Origin of the sequence: Enterococcus sp. GC34 (assembly GCF_040886645.1) — a bacterium.
Taxonomy (GTDB): domain Bacteria; phylum Bacillota; class Bacilli; order Lactobacillales; family Enterococcaceae; genus Enterococcus; species Enterococcus faecalis.
In genome coordinates this window covers 1-18629 of sequence record NZ_JBFOEF010000019.1, presented here as the reverse complement: position 1 = coordinate 18629, position 18629 = coordinate 1, and the positions used below count along the sequence as shown (strand labels likewise).

The following is an 18629-nucleotide window of genomic DNA, read 5'->3' as shown; positions in this document are numbered from 1 at the left end:
TTTTAATTCTTCAGTGCTAGCTTTTTTTGTGGCAAAAGTTCTCTCCAATAAAGTTTAATACATTTAGTTATTGCCAGGAGGTTTCAGGTCGGGATGAGTTAGCAACAGTCGCCGAGAACTATTTTTTTTTTAGGTAGAATCATTTACTTTTAGGTGAAAGATGTCTTATAATTGTAAGCGGATACAAAAAATAAAAAAAGAGGTGGGTAAATGAGTAAAAAAGAAATAAATCAAGTAGTTGCCAGTAGCTATCAATTGTATATTAATGGAGAGTGGACAACAGGTAGTGGTAACAAAATGATTGCTAGTTACAATCCTAGTAATGGTGAAAAATTAGCAGAATTTGTAGATGCCACAAATGCAGATGTGGATCGAGCTGTAGAAGCAGCCCAAGAAGCGTTTCAGACATGGAAAGATGTTGACGTTGTAACAAGAAGCAATCTTTTGTTGAAAATTGCTGATTTGATTGAAGAAAATCAAGAACATTTGGCTATGGTGGAGACTTTAGATAATGGAAAACCGCTTCGGGAAACGCAATCGATTGATGTCCCTGCCAGTGCAGACCATTTTCGGTATTTTGCTAGTGTGATTCGTGGAGAAGAAGGGTCTGTCAAAGAATTTGATAAGGATACGTTATCCATTGTTGTGAAAGAACCTATCGGTGTTGTGGGTCAAATTATTCCGTGGAATTTCCCCTTATTAATGGGCGCTTGGAAATTAGCGCCAGCGTTGGCAGCAGGTAATACGGTTGTGATTCATCCGTCCTCGAGCACATCATTAAGTCTGTTGGAATTGTTTAAGATTTTTGATCAAGTCTTGCCGAAAGGAGTAGTGAATTTAATCACCGGTCGTGGTTCTGATTCAGGAAATTATATGTTGGCACATCCAGGGTTTGATAAGCTAGCTTTTACAGGCTCAACAGAGGTGGGGTACACTGTCGCTAAAGCGGCGGCCGACCGCCTAATTCCAGCCACTTTAGAACTTGGCGGAAAATCAGCCAACATTATTTTTGAAGATGCCAATTGGGAACGTGCATTAGAAGGCGTGCAGTTAGGGATTTTATTCAATCAAGGGCAAGTTTGTTGTGCTGGGTCTCGTGTGTTCGTTCAGTCAGGTATTTATGATCAATTTGTAGAAGCTTTAAAGGAAAAATTTGAACAAGTGAACGTTGGTTTCCCGTGGGAAAAAGACGTTGAAATGGGCGCTCAGATCAATGAGCATCAATTGGAAGAAATTTTAAAATATGTCGAAATTGGTGTGAAGGAAGGAGCTACGCTGATTACTGGAGGGCAACGTTTAACAGAAAATGGGCTAGACAAGGGGGCATTTTTAGCTCCTACGTTATTAGCAAACGGCACGAATACAATGTGTGTGGCCCAAGAAGAAATCTTTGGTCCTGTTGCAACAGTGATTAAATTTGAAACGGAAGAAGAAGTCATTCGTTTAGCTAATGATTCTGAATATGGTCTAGGTGGTGCCGTCTTTTCTCAAGATATCAATGTGGCATTACGGGTTGCTCGTAGTGTACGGACAGGTCGGATGTGGGTCAACACATACAATCAATTGCCTGCGGGCGCGCCATTTGGCGGTTATAAAAAATCAGGAATTGGTCGAGAAACGCATAAATCAATGCTAGATGCTTATACGCAAATGAAAAATATTTACATTGTGACAAAAGAAGAAGCAGATGGACTGTATTAAGTAGTGTAGTGAATTTTAGATAACAAACTTATTTTTGGCTATTGTTATTTTTCGAGCTAAACAAAACAATAATTTTTTTTTAAAAGTTGAGTGATGAGTAAAGTAAAACAGATTAAAAGTAAAGCCTGGTACAAAAATCACTTTGGATTTTTGTACCAGGCTTTAAAGCGGAGTAACAATAGTGTTCACTCTTGGTTGTTTTTAATTTTCGACTATTATAGAAGGAGTTATTTTGCTTCTTCTGCTTCAAATTTAGCAAAAGCTGTTTCAATAACTTCTTTTAATGCAGAAGCAGAAGCTTCCATTTTTTCTTGTTCAGCATCTGTTAATGGAATTTCAATGACTTGTTTAACGCCTTGGCGGTTGATGATCGCTGGTGCACCGATATAAATATCGTTTTGACCATATTCACCTTCTAAATAAACAGATAATGGTAACACAGAGTTTTCATCGTTTAGGATAGCTTTAGTGATACGCGCTAGTGCAACCGCGATTCCATAGAAAGTAGCTCCTTTTTTCTCGATGATTGTGTAAGCAGCGTCGCGTACGTTGAAGAATAAATTAACCATTGCTTCTTCATCGACGTCAGGATTATTTTTCACCCATTCGTAAATTTGTAAGCCAGCGACATTCGCATGTGACCAAACTGGAAATTCTGTATCTCCGTGTTCCCCTAAGATGTAGGCATGGACATTTCGTGCATCAACATCAACTAATTCGGCAATTGCTTGACGGAAACGAGCAGAATCTAGTGAAGTTCCTGAACCGATTACTCGTTCTTTCGGGAAGCCAGAGAATTTCCAAGTTGAATAAGTCAAAATGTCGACTGGGTTTGCGGCAACTAAGAAGATACCGTTGAAACCAGAATCAACAATTGTTGTAACGATTTCTTTATTAATTTTCAAGTTTTTATGAACTAAGTCTAAACGAGTTTCGCCTGGTTTTTGAGGCGCACCAGCTGTTAAGACAACTAAGTCTGCATCATGGCAATCGTCATAAGTAGCAGCATAGATTTTTTTAGGAGAAGTAAATGCTAATGCGTGAGATAAGTCCAACGCGTCTCCTTCAGTTTTTGGTACATTAATATCAATAATCCCAACTTCTTGAGCAATATTCTGAGTTACTAAAGCAAAGGCATAGCTAGAACCTACGGCACCGTCCCCGACTAAAATTACTTTTTGGTGATCTTTATTCCCTGCGGCTGCAGTCATGTGTACCATTCCTTCCTCTACATTCTTTTTCGTGAGCAACGAGTTTTTATTTCCTGTTGCTAAAGTGATAGTAACATGGTTTGTAAAAAATGTCACGAACTTTGATTGTAAAAATGATACAGTTTTCAGACCTGTTTCAAAATGGTAGCTCTTACATGTGCGTAATTTCACTATCTTACGCATATTTAAATTTCTAAAAAATTTTTTTACATCTTTCTTAATCTTCAAAGACTGCGAGTTTTTTTATTTCTATGGTATAATGAATAAAACTGGGTAGCGCATATGCTTCCCAGCCATTTTGTGTTGGCAAGCTTATAATCCAAGGAGAATGAAAGATGAAAGTAATCGTAGGACTGGGAAATCCCGGTAGTAAATACAAAGAAACAAAACACAACATTGGCTTTATTACGCTAGATGAAATTGCGTATCGGCAAAATGTTTCGTTTAATAATAGTAATTTTGAAGCAGATATTGCAGAGTTTTTTATAGGGACTGAGAAAGTATTGTTAGTGAAACCATTAACATTTATGAATGAATCAGGTCGCTCTGTTGGTCCGTTGTTGACCTACTTTGGGGTAGATGAGGAAGACTTGATTGTTATTTATGATGACTTAGACTTAGAGGTCGGTAAAATTCGTTTACGGCAAAAAGGTAGTGCTGGCGGCCACAATGGGATAAAAAGTCTGATTGCCCATTTAGGAACAAATGTCTTTCCTAGAATTAAAATTGGCATTGGTCGGCCCTCAAAAAATGATACAGTTATCCACCATGTACTAAGTACTTTTCCCAAAGAAACACACGAAGAGATGTTACTTGCTGTAAAAAAAGCAGCCGATGCCGCTTTATATGCATGTGAAGGACATACGTTTGTTGAAACAATGAATCAATTTAATGGAAAATAGCAGAAAGGAGGGCCCTTGTTTGAATATTATCGAACGAATTAGCCAAACAGAAATTGCTAAATCATGGCGCAGTCAACTAATGACAACAGGAACGCGCCAACTAATTACTGGGTTATCAGGCTCTGCTAAAACATTACTGATGGCAGGCGCTTTACAAAAGACGCATCAAAAAATTGTTATTGCGGTCCCAAACCTATACTATGCCAATCAATTAGTAGATGATTTTTTAAATATTTTACCTTCAGAACAAGTTCATCTATTTCCAGTAGATGAAGTGTTATCCGCCGAAATGGCCTTTTCTTCACCAGAAGCGCGCGCAGATCGAGTGAGTGCGTTAAATTTCCTGATGACAGCGAATGCAGGAATCGTGGTCGTACCAGTAGCTGGACTACGAAAATATTTGCCAACGAAAGAAACGTGGCAAAATGCGCAACTTCATTGGGAAATCGGGACGGAAGTAGAACCTGAAATCCTCGCGCAACGCCTAGTGTTAATGGGCTATGAACGCCAATCGATGGTCGGGAAGCCTGGCGAATTTAGTATTCGCGGAAGCATTATTGATGTCTATCCGCTAAATGCCGAATACCCTGTTCGGGTGGAACTGTTTGATGTTGAAATCGACTCAATCCGTTATTTTGAAGCGGATACCCAACGTTCATTAGAAAATCTTGAAGAAGTAACGATTTCACCAATGACTGATTTAGTGTTCTCAAAGGCAGATATGAATCATGGCATGATGAGGTTACAAGATGCTCTAGAAAAACGTTTAGCGACAGCTAAAGATCAAACGGAGACCGATTTTTTAGAAGAATATTTTGGTCAGTTGCTGTCTTCTTGGGAACAAGGGATTCCTACAGAAAATGCTCACTATTATACAGATTTTCTGTACCAACAAAAAACTACGCTGTTAGATTATTTACCAGAAAATAGTTTGCTTTTTGTGGATGATTATTCTCGTATGATGGAAACGGAGCGAGAGATCGCTAGAGAGGAAGCGGAATGGCAAACCCTGAAAATTGAAGAAATGCGCGTGTTTTCTGAACAAACTTTTGGCGTAGACTTTCATGATCAATTGCGAAAAACCGCACGAAATACGACCTTCTTTTCACTTTTTCAAAAAGGAATGGGGAATCTTCGTTTCCAAGAAGTCCATAATTTCCAATATCGTTCAATGCAACAATTCTTCGGGCAAATGCCGTTGCTAAAAGCGGAAGTGGACCGTTGGCAAAAGCAAAACCAAACGGTCGTTGTTTTTGTTCCTACGAAAGAACGGATTCAAAAAGTCGAAGAGCTATTTCAGGACTTTGATATACCTAGCGTAGTAAGCAATTGGGATCAGCTGTTAGATGGGCATGTCCAAATTGTCCAAGGTGCATTACAAACAGGGTTTGAATTACCTAAAAACAAGCTCGTGGCGATTACGGAAAAAGAAATTTTTCATACAACGACCAAAAAACGGGCACGTCGTCAAACAATCTCTAATGCGGAACGTTTGAAAAGTTATAGCGACTTAAAAACGGGCGATTATGTCGTTCATGCGAATCACGGGATTGGTAAATATATTGGTATGGAAACCTTAGAAGTTGATGGGGTCCATCAAGATTACATGACTATCTTGTACCAAAATGATGACAAGTTATTTATTCCAGTCACACAATTGAACTTGATTCAAAAGTTCGTTGCTTCCGAGTCTAAAACGCCGAAAATTAACAAGCTAGGCGGCAGTGAGTGGACGAAAACCAAACGAAAAGTTGCTTCGAAAATTGAAGATATCGCGGATGATTTAATCTTACTTTATGCGACAAGAGAATCGGAAAAAGGTTATGCTTTTCCGCCAGATGATGCGTATCAAAAAGAATTTGAAGAGGCTTTTCCGTATTCTGAAACAGACGATCAATTACGTAGTGCTGCCGAAATTAAACACGACATGGAAAAATCTCGACCAATGGATCGTTTGTTAGTTGGCGATGTAGGGTTTGGTAAAACAGAAGTGGCTTTACGAGCGGCCTTCAAAGCTGTTAGCAACAATAAACAGGTTGCCTTTTTAGTGCCAACAACTATTTTAGCGCAACAACATTACGAAACGATTCAAGAGCGGTTTGAGGGCTTTCCTGTAGAAATTGGTTTATTAAGTCGTTTCCGCACGAAAAAACAGCAAAATGAAACAATTGAAAAAATTAAACATGGCCAAGTAGATATTGTGATTGGTACCCATCGTTTATTGTCGCAAGATATTAATTTTAGTGATTTAGGCTTGTTGATTATTGATGAGGAACAACGGTTTGGAGTGAAACATAAAGAACGACTAAAACAATTGCGTTCACAAGTGGATGTCTTGACGTTAACAGCAACACCAATCCCAAGGACCCTTCATATGTCGATGTTAGGTGTCCGTGATTTATCTGTCATCGAAACCCCACCAGAGAATCGTTATCCGATCCAAACGTATGTCATGGAAAATAATCCTGGGGCGATTCGGGAAGCGATTGAGCGAGAAATGGCCCGAGATGGTCAAGTCTTTTATTTATACAATCGAGTAGATACGATTGAACGAAAAGTTGAAGAGTTACAAGCACTAGTTCCAGACGCACGAATTGCGTATGCACATGGTCAAATGACAGAAGTACAGCTCGAGAATACTTTGTTTGATTTTATTGAAGGACAATATGATATATTAGTCACTACAACAATTATTGAAACAGGAGTAGATATTCCTAATGCTAATACCTTGTTTGTAGAAAATGCGGACTACATGGGCTTATCTACGTTGTATCAATTACGTGGTCGTGTGGGGCGTAGCAATCGAGTGGCCTATGCTTATTTTATGTACGAACAGCAAAAAATCCTAAACGAAGTTAGTGAGAAACGTTTAGAAGCAATTAAAGACTTTACGGAATTAGGTTCTGGGTTCAAAATTGCGATGCGTGACCTTTCCATTCGAGGGGCCGGGAACCTTCTTGGTGCCCAACAACACGGCTTCATTGATTCGGTTGGGTTTGATATGTACTCACAGATGTTATCTGAGGCAGTTGCTCGTAAACAAGGGAAAAATATCCAAGACCAAAAAACGTCTGTTGAGATTGATTTGGGCATTGATGCTTATATTCCAGGAACGTACATCACAGATGAACGACAAAAAATTGAAATTTATAAACGGATTCGTCAATTAGAAAATATGGATATGTACGAAGAATTAGAAGCGGACTTGTTAGACCGCTTTGGAGAGTATCCTGACGAAGTGGCGCATTTATTAACCACTGGCCGTATCAAAATGGATGGCGACCGTGCCTTGTTAGAAAGTATTCGTAAACGCGACCAAAAAGTCAAGTTTGTGTTAAGTAAAATTGGCACAAAAACATACTCTGTGGAGCAATTGTTTGAAGCGTTATCGGCCACCAGCTTAAAAGCGGATTTAGCAGTTGAGAAAGAACAAATGACTATTTCCTTGAAGTTGCCGAAAGATTGTAAAGAAGCTGTTTGGATTCAAGAAATTGCTACTTTTACAACCGCATTACGACAAGAAAAATACAAACATTCGCAAGAAACGGATTCCCTTTAAAAGGAGGCCTAGAAGATGGCACAAAAAGAAATGCAGCGAATGATGCAAGGTGCCGTTGTGTTAACCATTGCTTCCTTCATTGCAAAAGTGTTGAGTGCGTTTTATCGCGTTCCTTTTCAGAACTTTGTAGGGGATGAAGGATTTTACGTGTATCAGCAAGTTTATCCAATCTATGGGATTGCGATGACATTAGCATTGTCAGGCTTACCGCAATTTATTTCCAAAATTGTTGCTGAACAACCAGATATTCGGAGTCAAAAACAAGTGTTGCGCCAACTATATCCCTATGTGTTATGGTTAGCGATTGCTTGTTGGGCCTTCTTTTTCTTTGGTAGTCAAGAAATTGCTATTAGTATGGGGGATGCTGCACTCCAACCATTAATGGAAGTTGTTTCCTTTACCTTTTTACTCGTTCCAATTCTTTCTTTCTATCGTGGGAATTTTCAAGGACATTTGTTGATGGTGCCTAGTGGTATTTCACAGGTGATGGAACAGTTTGTGCGTGTCGGGGTTATTCTAGTAGCTGCGTTGTCCTATCATTACTTTGGTGGCTCCATTTACCAAACGGGGACGGTGGCCATGAGTGGTGCGTTGGCTGGCGGTATCTTAGCGGTACTTGTCTTATGGTACTACAATCGAAAAATTCTTAGTGGAAGTACGGAATACTTGCATCAATGGAAGATTATGCCTCAAACTAAAGAACTATTTAAACGTTTAATGATTGAGGGTGGTTTGGTCTCTTTATATAGTGCTTTTCTGATTCTATTTCAATTAATTGATTCCTTTAAAGTAAAAAATGCCCTCATGCTTTTCGGGCTCTCTGATTTAGCTGCGAAAGTGGACAAAGGGGTCTATGATAGAGGACAACCACTAGTTCAATTAGGGTTGGTAATTGCTTTAGCTTTAAGCTCGACCTTTTTACCAGGTTTGACAAAATATTTTATGAAAAAAGACCGTCAACAATTTTTACAAGTTGCAAAAATCTTTTTGCGTCTTACCACAACCTTGGCATCGGCGGCTTCGATTGGTCTGATGATGTTATTGCCGTACATGAACTTTACGCTTTTTAAAGATTATAAAGGCAACGATGTTTTAGGGGTGTATGTTTTATCCATCGCTTTTATGGCCATTATTCAGGCCTACCAAAGTATTGAACAAAGTCGCAATCGTTTTAAAGGTCCTTTAGTGGCAGCTGGTGTGGGCTTATTAGTGAAGTTACTGACAACGGGCTTTTTCACCATTCGTTGGGGAACATTAGGTGCTAGTTGGTCTACCATCCTTGGGTTACTAGCGACGTTATTCGTTTTAGTCCGACAATCGGATGCAGCGATTAATTGTTTTGTTCGAGAACGAAACTTTTTGAAAAAACTGTTGCTTAGTTTAGCAATCATGATGCTGTCATTGCTGGTCTATCAAGGAATTATCTCCATCTTGTTCCAAGGTGTGTATCACCGAAGTCAAGCGTTTTTCGTTACAGTTTTAGGTGTTGCAGTGGGTGGTACAGTTTTTATTAGCACCATCATTAAGTTAGAATTATTTACGATACGTGAATGGTTAAGTTTACCGTATGGCGCAAAAATTTTACGGATGAGACAAAAAAAATAAAAGAGGTGAATGTGATGCGGTTAGATAAATTTTTAAAAGTTTCTCGCATTATTAAAAGAAGAACAGTTGCCAAAGAAGTCGCTGATAAAGGTCGGATTCAAATCAACGGAGTCTTAGCCAAATCTTCTAGTACTGTGAAGATTGGTGACCTTGTCAAAATTCAATTTGGGAACAGAATTTTAGAAGTAGAAGTCCTGCAACTAAATGACTCTACGAAAAAAGAAGATGCCACAAAAATGTATGAAATAAAATCAGAAACACGTGTCTCTGAAGAATAAGCAGGTGAGGATGGAGCGCTTGGCAAGTTCATTGAAAAGATGAATATTCCAAGCGCTTCATCCTTTCAGCGTTTTAATGAAACAGACGCGCCGCTTTTGAAAAAAATTAATAAATCAACCGCTGTTATTTCAAAAGCAAAGAATATTTTAGAAAAAAGCTTGCTTTTCTTTAACTTCTCTGAAATTAACATTAGACAAGGTTCTTAGATGTTGGTATAATAAAACGGACAATCCAAAGCGAGTGGAGCGAGACGATGGGAAAGAATGAAAAAAACTCGAAGAAAGTTGCGGCATTGGAAAATGACTACACGAAAGAACAGTATGTCGAATTCCAAAAACAACAGAAACAATTGATTTTTAGACGCAGACGCTTGGCAGCGATTTTTCTCGTGGCCTTCATTATTTTTGCCTTTTCTGGCATCCAATTGATGAAAGATTATCATCGCTTAGGTGCTTTCAAACAAGAACGAGCAGATGCAATTGCTGAATCCGTAGCAGTTGATAAGAAGGTCAAGGATCTAAAAAAAGACGTTGCTTTGTTAAAAGATGATGATTATGTGGCAAAATTAGCACGTAGCCGTTTCCTTCTCTCAAAAGAAGGCGAACAGATTTATCCCACACCAGAACAAATGAAAAAAACACAGACTTCTGGAGCGGAAGAAAGCAAGAGCAGTTCAGAAAAAAATAGTCAATCACAGTCTTCAACTGAAACAACTAAGTCTTCAGCTGAATAAACTGCAATTATAATTAGGGAAAAAATAGGAGGAACAATTTTTTTATGTCAATCGAAGTAGGAGCTAAATTGCCAGGAAAAGTGTCAGGGATTACTAACTTTGGTGCATTTATTGATTTAGGAGAAGGAAAAACTGGGTTAGTACACATCAGTGAAGTGTCTAATGGATTCGTTAAAGATATTCATGATGTATTAACAGTAGGTGACGAAGTAACAGTGAAAGTAACCTCAGTTGGTGACGACGGCAAAATTGGCTTATCGATCCGTAAAGCACAAGAGCCAGCAGAAGGGCAACAACCAAAACGTGAATTTCAACGTCGTGAAAACAATTATGAGAATCGTGACCGTAATCCACGCGCAGGGGGCAAAAAGCCTTTCAATAAACCACAAGCAAATAACAATAACAATAAACAAGATTTTGACTCATTGATGAGCTCTTTCTTGAAAGATAGTGATGACCGTTTATCTTCATTAAAACGTAATACTGAAGGCAAACGTGGCGGACGTGGCGGACGTCGCGGCTAAGCACAAACAAATAGGGGGACTGGGGATAACGAATGGGTTATTTCTCGGTTCCTCTTTTATTCTAAGGAAGAAAGAAGGGCGAACAATGTTTTGGCAGTTTTATAAACGAGGAAAAGAACAAGGATTTTGGCAACCGCATCAAACAATCGTGGTCGCCGTTTCTGGTGGTGTAGACTCCATGGCCCTTTTGACGTTAATGGAACAGGTGGCAGAAAAAGAACAATTACAATTGGTTGTTGCACACGTCAATCATCAATTGCGAGAAGCGTCGGCACAGGAAGCGCAATATCTCGCTACCTATTGTCAGCAGCGAGAGCTAACGTATTATGAAACACGTTGGGAAGACCCTGAAAAGCAACGGAATTTAGAAGCAAAAGCGCGCACATTTCGTTATGAATTTTTTAAAGAAGTCATGGAAATTGAAGGTGCGGCGGTCTTAATGACGGCACATCATCTAGACGATCAAGCGGAAACGATTTTAATGAAGCTGATTCGAGGAACTAATTTTTCCCATTCCGCAGGCATTAAAGAGAGACGTCCTTTTGCAACAGGGGAATTGATTCGTCCGTTACTTATTTATCCAAAAGAAGAATTGTATCAATTTGCACAGCGCCAAGCATTCGTTTATTTTGAGGACGAAACGAACCAAACCAATGAATATTTGAGAAATCGACTCCGTAATCAGGTTTTGCCGCTATTAAAGCAGGAAAATCCGCAATTCTTAGATCAGATTGCTTCTTTTAGTAATGAACAACGTTTTGCCCAAGAATTTATTCAAGAACAAATTGAGCCTCAATTATCTGAAGCCGTAGAACCGACCAAACAAGGATGGCGCATTCCTTTGAAGAGATTATTAAAAGAAACGCCTGCGTACCAGCACTTCTTTTTAACCGCGTTTTTCCAAAAAACATTAGTGCCGTTAGGGGTTTCGTTAAACCAACGCCAGATGACACAAATTTTAAAAGTTTTGAATGATGAACGCCAACCGCAAGGCTCGGTTATGTTAGAACAGCAATGGCAACTAGCTAAAAGTTATGATTGGCTATGCTTAGAACAAAAACAGGCTGCACTGCGAGAAGAAGTTACACATTTATTAGTACCTGGTGCGGGGATTTATTTATCGGAAACCGAGTGGCTAGGATTAATTGCGACAGACAAACCGTTTCCTCTTCCTGAAGAGATTAATCAGTGGACGGGTCAGTTGTTAGCGATCCCGTTGACCACAGCCACACCTTTGACCGTTCGTCATCGCCAAAGTGGTGATCGGATTACATTAAAACCAGGGTTTACGAAAAAATTAAGCAGAGTTTTTATTGATCAAAAAGTGCCAAATGAAGCGAGAGAGAGTGCTTGGGTCATTACGGATGAGCAAGAGGAAATCATTTGGGTACCAAAATTTGCAAATTCCTATTTGAGTATTCCTTTAGAAACTGATAAAATACACTACAGACTCCTTTTTAAGACAAAGGAGTAATGCTGAAAGGAGCGCACTATGATAGAAAAAGATATTGAGAAAGTCCTAATCTCCAAAGAAGAAATTCTTGCGAAGTCTGCAGAGCTTGGCAAGCAACTGACAGAAGAATATCAAGGGAAAAATCCTTTAGTGGTCGGTATTTTAAAAGGTGCAGTACCATTTATGGCTGATTTGACTCGTGAAATCAATACTTATTTAGAATTGGACTTTATGGATGTATCTAGCTACGGCAACGCGACAGTTTCTTCAGGCGAAGTAAAAATTGTCAAAGACTTAGACACAAATGTCGAAGGTAGACATATTTTAATCGTAGAAGATATCATCGATAGTGGTCGTACATTAGCGTATTTAGTAGATTTGTTTAGATACCGTAAAGCTGCATCTGTGAAAATTGTTACCTTATTAGATAAACCAGAAGGCCGTGTAGTAGACATTAAAGCTGACTACGTAGGGTTTGATGTGCCCAATGAGTTTGTGGTCGGTTACGGATTAGACTATGCAGAAACGTACCGCAACTTGCCTTATATTGGCGTTTTAAAACCTGAAGTTTACGAATCAAATTAATATCTATCAAGGAATTAATTGTGTTACAATGTAAAGGTCAGGATTGATAAAAGAATAACATGAATTGTAATGATGAGCATAAGGAGGACAGGCATGAACAAAAAGAATAATGGCATGAAAAATGGTTTATACTACGTCTTAGTAGTACTTGCCATGGTCATGGTTGTCTATTTCATTTTTGGAAATAACAACCAACAATCGCCAGACATCGATTACTCAACCTTCCAACAACAATTGGAAGACGGAAAAGTCAAAGACATGACCATTCAACCAACCAATGGGGTTTACCGGATTGAAGGTCAGTATAAAGAAAAACAAGAAGTGAAAGACACAGGTGGTCTGTCATTGTGGGGCTCAACGCAAGCATCGTCAAAAGGCTTCACAACAACCGTTTTACCTAGTGATACAACCTTAGCTGGCATTCAAGATGCGGCACAAAATAACAAGGTGAAGCTAGTTGTCAAAGAACAATCAACAAGTGGTGCTTGGTTGTCACTGTTGTTTAGTTTCTTACCATTAGTGATTATTTTCTTCTTCTTCTACATGATGATGAGCCAACAAGGCGGTGGCGGTGGCGGCGGTGGCCGTGTGATGAACTTCGGTAAATCCAAAGCCAAAGAAGCCGATAAAAAAGCTAACCGTGTCCGCTTCTCAGATGTAGCTGGTGCGGAAGAAGAAAAACAAGAATTAGTTGAAGTAGTGGAATTCTTAAAAGATCCACGTCGTTTCGCTGAATTAGGCGCACGGATTCCTGCGGGCGTACTATTAGAAGGACCTCCAGGGACTGGTAAAACATTACTTGCTAAAGCCGTAGCAGGTGAAGCAGGTGTGCCATTTTACTCAATCTCAGGTTCAGATTTCGTTGAAATGTTTGTCGGGGTCGGTGCTAGCCGTGTCCGGGATTTATTTGAAACAGCGAAGAAAAACGCACCTGCGATTATCTTTATCGATGAAATCGATGCAGTTGGTCGTCAACGTGGTGCTGGTATGGGTGGCGGACACGACGAACGTGAACAAACCCTTAACCAATTATTAGTTGAGATGGATGGTTTTGATGGCAATGAAGGAGTTATCGTAATTGCTGCAACGAACCGTTCAGACGTGTTAGACCCAGCGTTGTTACGTCCAGGTCGTTTTGACCGCCAAATCTTGGTAGGACGTCCAGATGTCAAAGGTCGTGAAGCGATTTTACGTGTTCATGCGAAAAACAAACCGTTAGCTGATGACGTTGATTTGAAAGTTGTTGCACAACAAACACCAGGTTTTGCTGGTGCTGATTTAGAAAATGTCTTAAACGAAGCAGCCTTAGTTGCCGCTCGTCGTAACAAGAAAAAAATTGATGCTTCTGATGTGGATGAAGCCGAAGACCGCGTAATTGCTGGTCCAGCTAAAAAAGATCGCGTGATTAATAAAAAAGAACGCGAAATGGTGGCTTACCATGAAGCAGGACACACAATTGTTGGTTTAGTCTTAAGCCGTGCCCGTGTTGTCCATAAAGTAACAATTATCCCTCGTGGTCGCGCAGGCGGTTATATGATTGCTTTACCAAAAGAAGATCAATTCTTAATGACTAAAGAAGATATGTTTGAACAAATCGTTGGCTTACTTGGTGGACGTACAGCAGAAGAAATTATCTTTGGCGTTCAATCAACAGGGGCTTCAAATGACTTTGAACAAGCAACAGGGATTGCCCGTAGCATGGTAACGGAATATGGAATGAGCGACAAATTAGGACCTGTTCAATATGAAGGAAACCATCAAGTCTTTGTCGGTCGTGATTATGGTCAAACAAAAGCTTACTCAGAACAAGTGGCGTTTGAAATCGATCAGGAAGTTCGTCGTATCTTAATGGATGCTCATACAAAAGCGCATGAAATTATCGAAGCGCACCGTGAACAACATAAACTAATCGCTGAAAAACTATTAGAATATGAAACATTAGATGCAAAAGCAATAAAATCATTATTTGAAACAGGTAAAATGCCTGAAGGTGCTGACAGCGACTATCCTAGTGAAAAAGAAGCGCAAACATTCGAAGAAGCAAAACGTGCTTTAGAAGAAAAAGAAGCGCAAAAACAAGTTGAAGAAAAACAAGACTTTGAAGAAGCAAAAAAAGAATTACATGATGAAGCAGAAGAAGTCAAAGTAGAAAGCGAACAAACAGAAAAAGAAGTCCAATCTGAAGAGAAAAAAGATTCAGATTCCAATTCTGAATATGATCGCAATAACTACGAAGATCGTTATAAATAACCAATTAGTAGAAGGTGCAGTATTTGTCGAGATGACGAATACTGCACCTTCTATAATATTAAGATATTCTATAGAAGGAAGATTATTTGGTTGAAAAAACACCTGATTCCTAGTATTATCTGACTAATGGACAAAAAAGCACCAAGAGAAGAGGAAAAAGAATGGAAGATTATTTAGTAAAAGCCCTTTGTTATAAAGGTTCAATACGAGCATATGCCATCAGTGCCACTGAAATTGTTAGCGAAGCGCAAAGAAGACATGATACATGGAGTTCTTCTACCGCAGCGTTAGGGCGCACATTGATTGGAGCCCTTTTACTAGGAGCGACTTTAAAAGGTGACGATAAATTAACTGTAAAAGTACAAGGAAATGGCCCAGCTGGCGCTATTATTGTTGATAGTAATGGCCGTGGAGAAACAAAAGGCTACATTAAAAATCCACATGTCAGCTTAAAGTTGAATGCAACAGGTAAAATTGATGTACGTGGCGCTGTCGGTAACGAAGGAATTTTCACAGTCATTAAAGATTTAGGATTAAAAGAAACCTTTTCTGGACAAACACCTATTGTTTCTGGTGAAATCGGTGAAGACTTTACATATTTTATGGCGGTCTCTGAACAAGTTCCCTCAGCTATCGGTTTAGGTGTATTGGTGGACACGGATGAATCTGTGAAAGCAGCCGGTGGTTTTATGATTCAAGTAATGCCAGGTGCCGATGAAAGTACCATTGATTTTATTGAACAGCGTCTAGCGGAAGTGCCACCAATTTCACAATTACTAGAAAATGGAGAAACACCTGAACAAGTCTTGTATCGCTTATTGGGAGAAGACGAAGTAGAAATTTTAGAAAAAATGCCTGTACAATTTAAATGTGACTGTTCCAAAGAAAAATTTGCGACCGCTTTGATTGCCGTTGGGATCGATGAATTAAATGCGATGATTGATGAAGATCATGGAGCAGAAGCAGTTTGTCAATTCTGTAACAATAAATATCACTATAGTGAAGAAGAATTAATTGAACTTCGCGATGAAGCGATTCGCAATACGAAACAAAAGTAGGAGGAAAGACTATGTGGAAAATTGGAGACGTTGAAATCCCCAACCGTGTTGTCGTAGCTCCGATGGCGGGTATTAGTAACGCCGCTTTTCGTGTGACTGTAAAAGAATTTGGCGCAGGATTAGTCGTTTGTGAAATGATTAGTGATAAAGGGATTAAATTAAGAAACAAAAAAACCTTAGAAATGCTATATATTGATGAGCGAGAATATCCTTTAAGTGTACAAATTTTTGGTGGAGATAAAGAAACATTAGTGGAAGCTGCTAAGTTTGTGGAAGAAAATACGCAAGCGGCGATTATTGATATTAACATGGGTTGCCCTGTCAATAAAATAATTAAAGCTGAAGCTGGTGCGAAATGGTTGCTGGATCCGAATAAAGTGCATGAGATGGTTCACGCAGTCTCTTCGGCAGTTTCTTTGCCTGTCACTGTAAAAATGCGAACAGGCTGGGATGAAGATCATCTATATGCTGTAGACAACGCTTTGGCTGCCGAACAAGCAGGGGCTTCGGCCATTGCTATGCATGGTCGGACACGTGTCCAAATGTATGAAGGGACAGCCAACTGGGACGTTTTAAAGGAAGTGAAAAAGCATTTAACCATTCCTTTTATGGGAAATGGCGATGTCAAAACGCCTGAAGATGCTAAACGCATGTTAGAATATGTTGGAGCGGATGGTGTGATGATTGGTCGAGCTGCTTTGGGCAATCCCTGGATGATTCAACGGACGAAAGAATACTTGGAAACGGGCGAATTGATGCCTGAGCCTTCACCAGCTGAAAAAATCAATATTGCAAAAGTTCATTTACAACGATTAGTGGATTTAAAAGGTGAAAAAATCGCGGTCCGTGAGTTTCGCCAACATGCTTCTTACTATCTAAAAGGAATCTCGCGAGCAGCTAAAGTGAAAGTTGCGATTAACCAAGTTGAAACACAACAAGCAGTTGTCGATTTACTGGATGCCTTTGTAGAGAAGATTTCCAAAGTTGCTGTAACTACTATAGAAGAATAAAAAATTCAAGCCGAAAGTAAAATTCGGCTTGCTTTTTTTCGAATTACTGTGGCATTATTAGGATAGGTTAAAATCAAGAATGGAGGAACAACAGTGGCAGAAGAACAACAAGCGCATTTAGAGGATTTAAATGATCAAATGCTCGTGCGCCGCGAAAAAATGGAAGCTTTACGTGAAGAAGGGATTGATCCTTTCGGTAAACGTTTCGATCGCACTCATAATTCAGCAGAACTTCATGAACAATATGATAATCATACAAAAGAAGAACTTAGTGAAATGAATACAGAAGTCAGCGTTGCTGGACGTATGATGACAAAACGTGGTAAAGGAAAAGCTGGTTTCGCCCATTTGCAAGACCGTGAAGGCCAAATTCAAATTTATGTTCGGAAGGACCAAGTTGGAGACGAAGCCTATGAACTATTTAAACATGCTGACTTAGGCGACTTCTTTGGTGTGACAGGTCAAGTAATGAAAACCAACACGGGGGAAGTTACTGTTAAAGCTCAAACAATTACGTTATTAACTAAAGCTTTGCGTCCATTGCCAGATAAATACCATGGATTAACGAATGTGGAACAACGCTATCGTCAACGCTATTTGGATTTAATCAGTAACAAAGAAAGCTTTGATCGTTTCATGAAACGCAGTCAAATTATTAGCGAAATCCGTCGTTATCTAGATGGCAATGGCTATGTCGAAGTAGAAACCCCTGTCTTGCATAACGAAGCAGGAGGAGCTGCTGCTCGTCCATTTATCACACACCATAATGCATTAGATATGGACTTATACTTACGCATTGCCCTAGAGTTACATTTAAAACGTTTAATTGTCGGTGGCATGGAAAAAGTATATGAAATTGGTCGTGTCTTCCGTAATGAAGGAATCGATACCACTCATAACCCAGAATTTACAATGCTAGAAGCTTACACCGCTTATACTGATTATCAAGATGTGATGGATTTAACAGAGGGAATTATCCGTAATGCTGCGGAAAAAGTCTTAGGAACTACTGATATCACGTACGATGGTCAAGCGGTTGATTTAGGCAGTCCTTTCAAACGTCTACACATGGTAGATGCAGTCAAAGAACAAACGGGCGTAGATTTTTGGCAAGAGATGACGATAGAAGAAGCCCGTGCGTTGGCTAAAGAACATAATGTTGAAATTACAGATGCCATGACAGTCGGTCATATCATTAATGAATTTTTCGAAACATTTGTAGAAGATACATTGCAACAACCAACATTTATTTATGGTCACCCAGTCGCTGTTTCACCATTAGCGAAGAAAAATCCAGAAGATGGTCGTTTCACTGACCGCTTTGAACTATTTATTATCGGAAAAGAGTTTGCTAATGCATTTACAGAATTAAATGATCCAATTGACCAACGTGAACGTTTTGAAGAACAAGAAAAAGAACGGGAACAAGGAAATGATGAAGCACACGGAGTAGATGAAGATTTCATCGAAGCCTTAGAATATGGCTTACCACCAACCGGAGGATTAGGTATTGGGATTGATCGACTAGTTATGTTATTAACCGATGCACAATCAATTCGTGATGTCTTGCTATTCCCGACGATGAGATAAAAAAAGATGCCTTAAGGGCATCTTTTTTTGTATTCGCAAAAAATTAAATAAAAAAAGAATAGAAAAACAATTGAAACCAATTCTTTTTTTCTAAAAAAATCGAAGATGAGTAATAAAAAGAATGGGTAATCTGATAAAAAAACGAACTTTATCTAATCAGATAAGAAAG

At 39.3% G+C, this 18629-nt stretch carries 14 protein-coding genes; 13 read left to right on the top strand and 1 reads right to left on the bottom strand.

Features of this window, described 5'->3' with window-relative positions:
- Window positions 1–210: 210 nt before the first annotated feature.
- The gene (locus AB3I72_RS13420; protein WP_368024004.1) at window positions 211–1701 is read left to right on the top strand and encodes an aldehyde dehydrogenase family protein; all 1491 of its coding nucleotides are present in this window, start codon (window positions 211–213) and stop codon (window positions 1699–1701) included.
- 227 nt (window positions 1702–1928) lie between these two features.
- Here AB3I72_RS13420 and AB3I72_RS13415 read toward each other — a convergent pair whose 3' ends face one another.
- Window positions 1929–2912: an L-lactate dehydrogenase gene (locus tag AB3I72_RS13415; protein WP_002356251.1), complete on the bottom strand. Its 984-nt coding sequence runs from the start codon at window positions 2910–2912 to the stop codon at window positions 1929–1931.
- Between the two features lie 335 nt (window positions 2913–3247).
- On the opposite strand from AB3I72_RS13415, the gene pth reads away from it, so the two are divergent.
- From pth to lysS, 12 genes are all read left to right on the top strand, one after another.
- Window positions 3248–3814 (top strand): aminoacyl-tRNA hydrolase, encoded by a 567-nt coding sequence (pth, locus tag AB3I72_RS13410; RefSeq protein ID WP_002361556.1) that lies wholly within the window; start codon window positions 3248–3250, stop codon window positions 3812–3814.
- A 79-nt stretch (window positions 3815–3893) separates the two neighbouring features.
- Complete coding sequence (mfd, locus tag AB3I72_RS13405) at window positions 3894–7373, top strand: transcription-repair coupling factor (protein WP_277600739.1); 3480 nt, start codon at window positions 3894–3896, stop codon at window positions 7371–7373.
- A gap of 15 nt (window positions 7374–7388) precedes the next feature.
- Complete coding sequence (locus tag AB3I72_RS13400) at window positions 7389–8978, top strand: oligosaccharide flippase family protein (protein WP_368024003.1); 1590 nt, start codon at window positions 7389–7391, stop codon at window positions 8976–8978.
- Between the two features lie 14 nt (window positions 8979–8992).
- Window positions 8993–9256, top strand: a complete 264-nt coding sequence (locus AB3I72_RS13395; protein ID WP_002356255.1) for an RNA-binding S4 domain-containing protein — start codon at window positions 8993–8995, stop codon at window positions 9254–9256.
- Window positions 9257–9510: 254 nt separating this feature from the next.
- A complete protein-coding gene (locus tag AB3I72_RS13390) occupies window positions 9511–9990 on the top strand; it encodes a septum formation initiator family protein (RefSeq protein ID WP_002356257.1) in 480 nt (159 codons plus the stop codon).
- A 44-nt stretch (window positions 9991–10034) separates the two neighbouring features.
- Window positions 10035–10514 (top strand): S1 domain-containing RNA-binding protein, encoded by a 480-nt coding sequence (locus tag AB3I72_RS13385; protein ID WP_002356258.1) that lies wholly within the window; start codon window positions 10035–10037, stop codon window positions 10512–10514.
- A gap of 85 nt (window positions 10515–10599) precedes the next feature.
- Complete coding sequence (tilS, locus tag AB3I72_RS13380) at window positions 10600–11988, top strand: tRNA lysidine(34) synthetase TilS (protein WP_002379219.1); 1389 nt, start codon at window positions 10600–10602, stop codon at window positions 11986–11988.
- An 18-nt stretch (window positions 11989–12006) separates the two neighbouring features.
- Complete coding sequence (gene hpt, locus AB3I72_RS13375; RefSeq protein WP_002356260.1) at window positions 12007–12552, top strand: hypoxanthine phosphoribosyltransferase; 546 nt, start codon at window positions 12007–12009, stop codon at window positions 12550–12552.
- A gap of 93 nt (window positions 12553–12645) precedes the next feature.
- On the top strand, window positions 12646–14802 hold the full coding sequence (gene ftsH / locus AB3I72_RS13370; RefSeq protein WP_002363441.1) for an ATP-dependent zinc metalloprotease FtsH: 2157 nt from the start codon (window positions 12646–12648) through the stop codon (window positions 14800–14802).
- A gap of 161 nt (window positions 14803–14963) precedes the next feature.
- Window positions 14964–15860, top strand: coding sequence for an Hsp33 family molecular chaperone HslO (hslO, locus tag AB3I72_RS13365; protein WP_368024002.1), 897 nt, complete (start codon window positions 14964–14966; stop codon window positions 15858–15860).
- Between the two features lie 11 nt (window positions 15861–15871).
- On the top strand, window positions 15872–16870 hold the full coding sequence (gene dusB, locus AB3I72_RS13360; protein WP_002356263.1) for a tRNA dihydrouridine synthase DusB: 999 nt from the start codon (window positions 15872–15874) through the stop codon (window positions 16868–16870).
- A gap of 93 nt (window positions 16871–16963) precedes the next feature.
- Window positions 16964–18460, top strand: a complete 1497-nt coding sequence (gene lysS / locus AB3I72_RS13355; protein WP_002359372.1) for a lysine--tRNA ligase — start codon at window positions 16964–16966, stop codon at window positions 18458–18460.
- Window positions 18461–18629 lie beyond the last annotated feature (169 nt).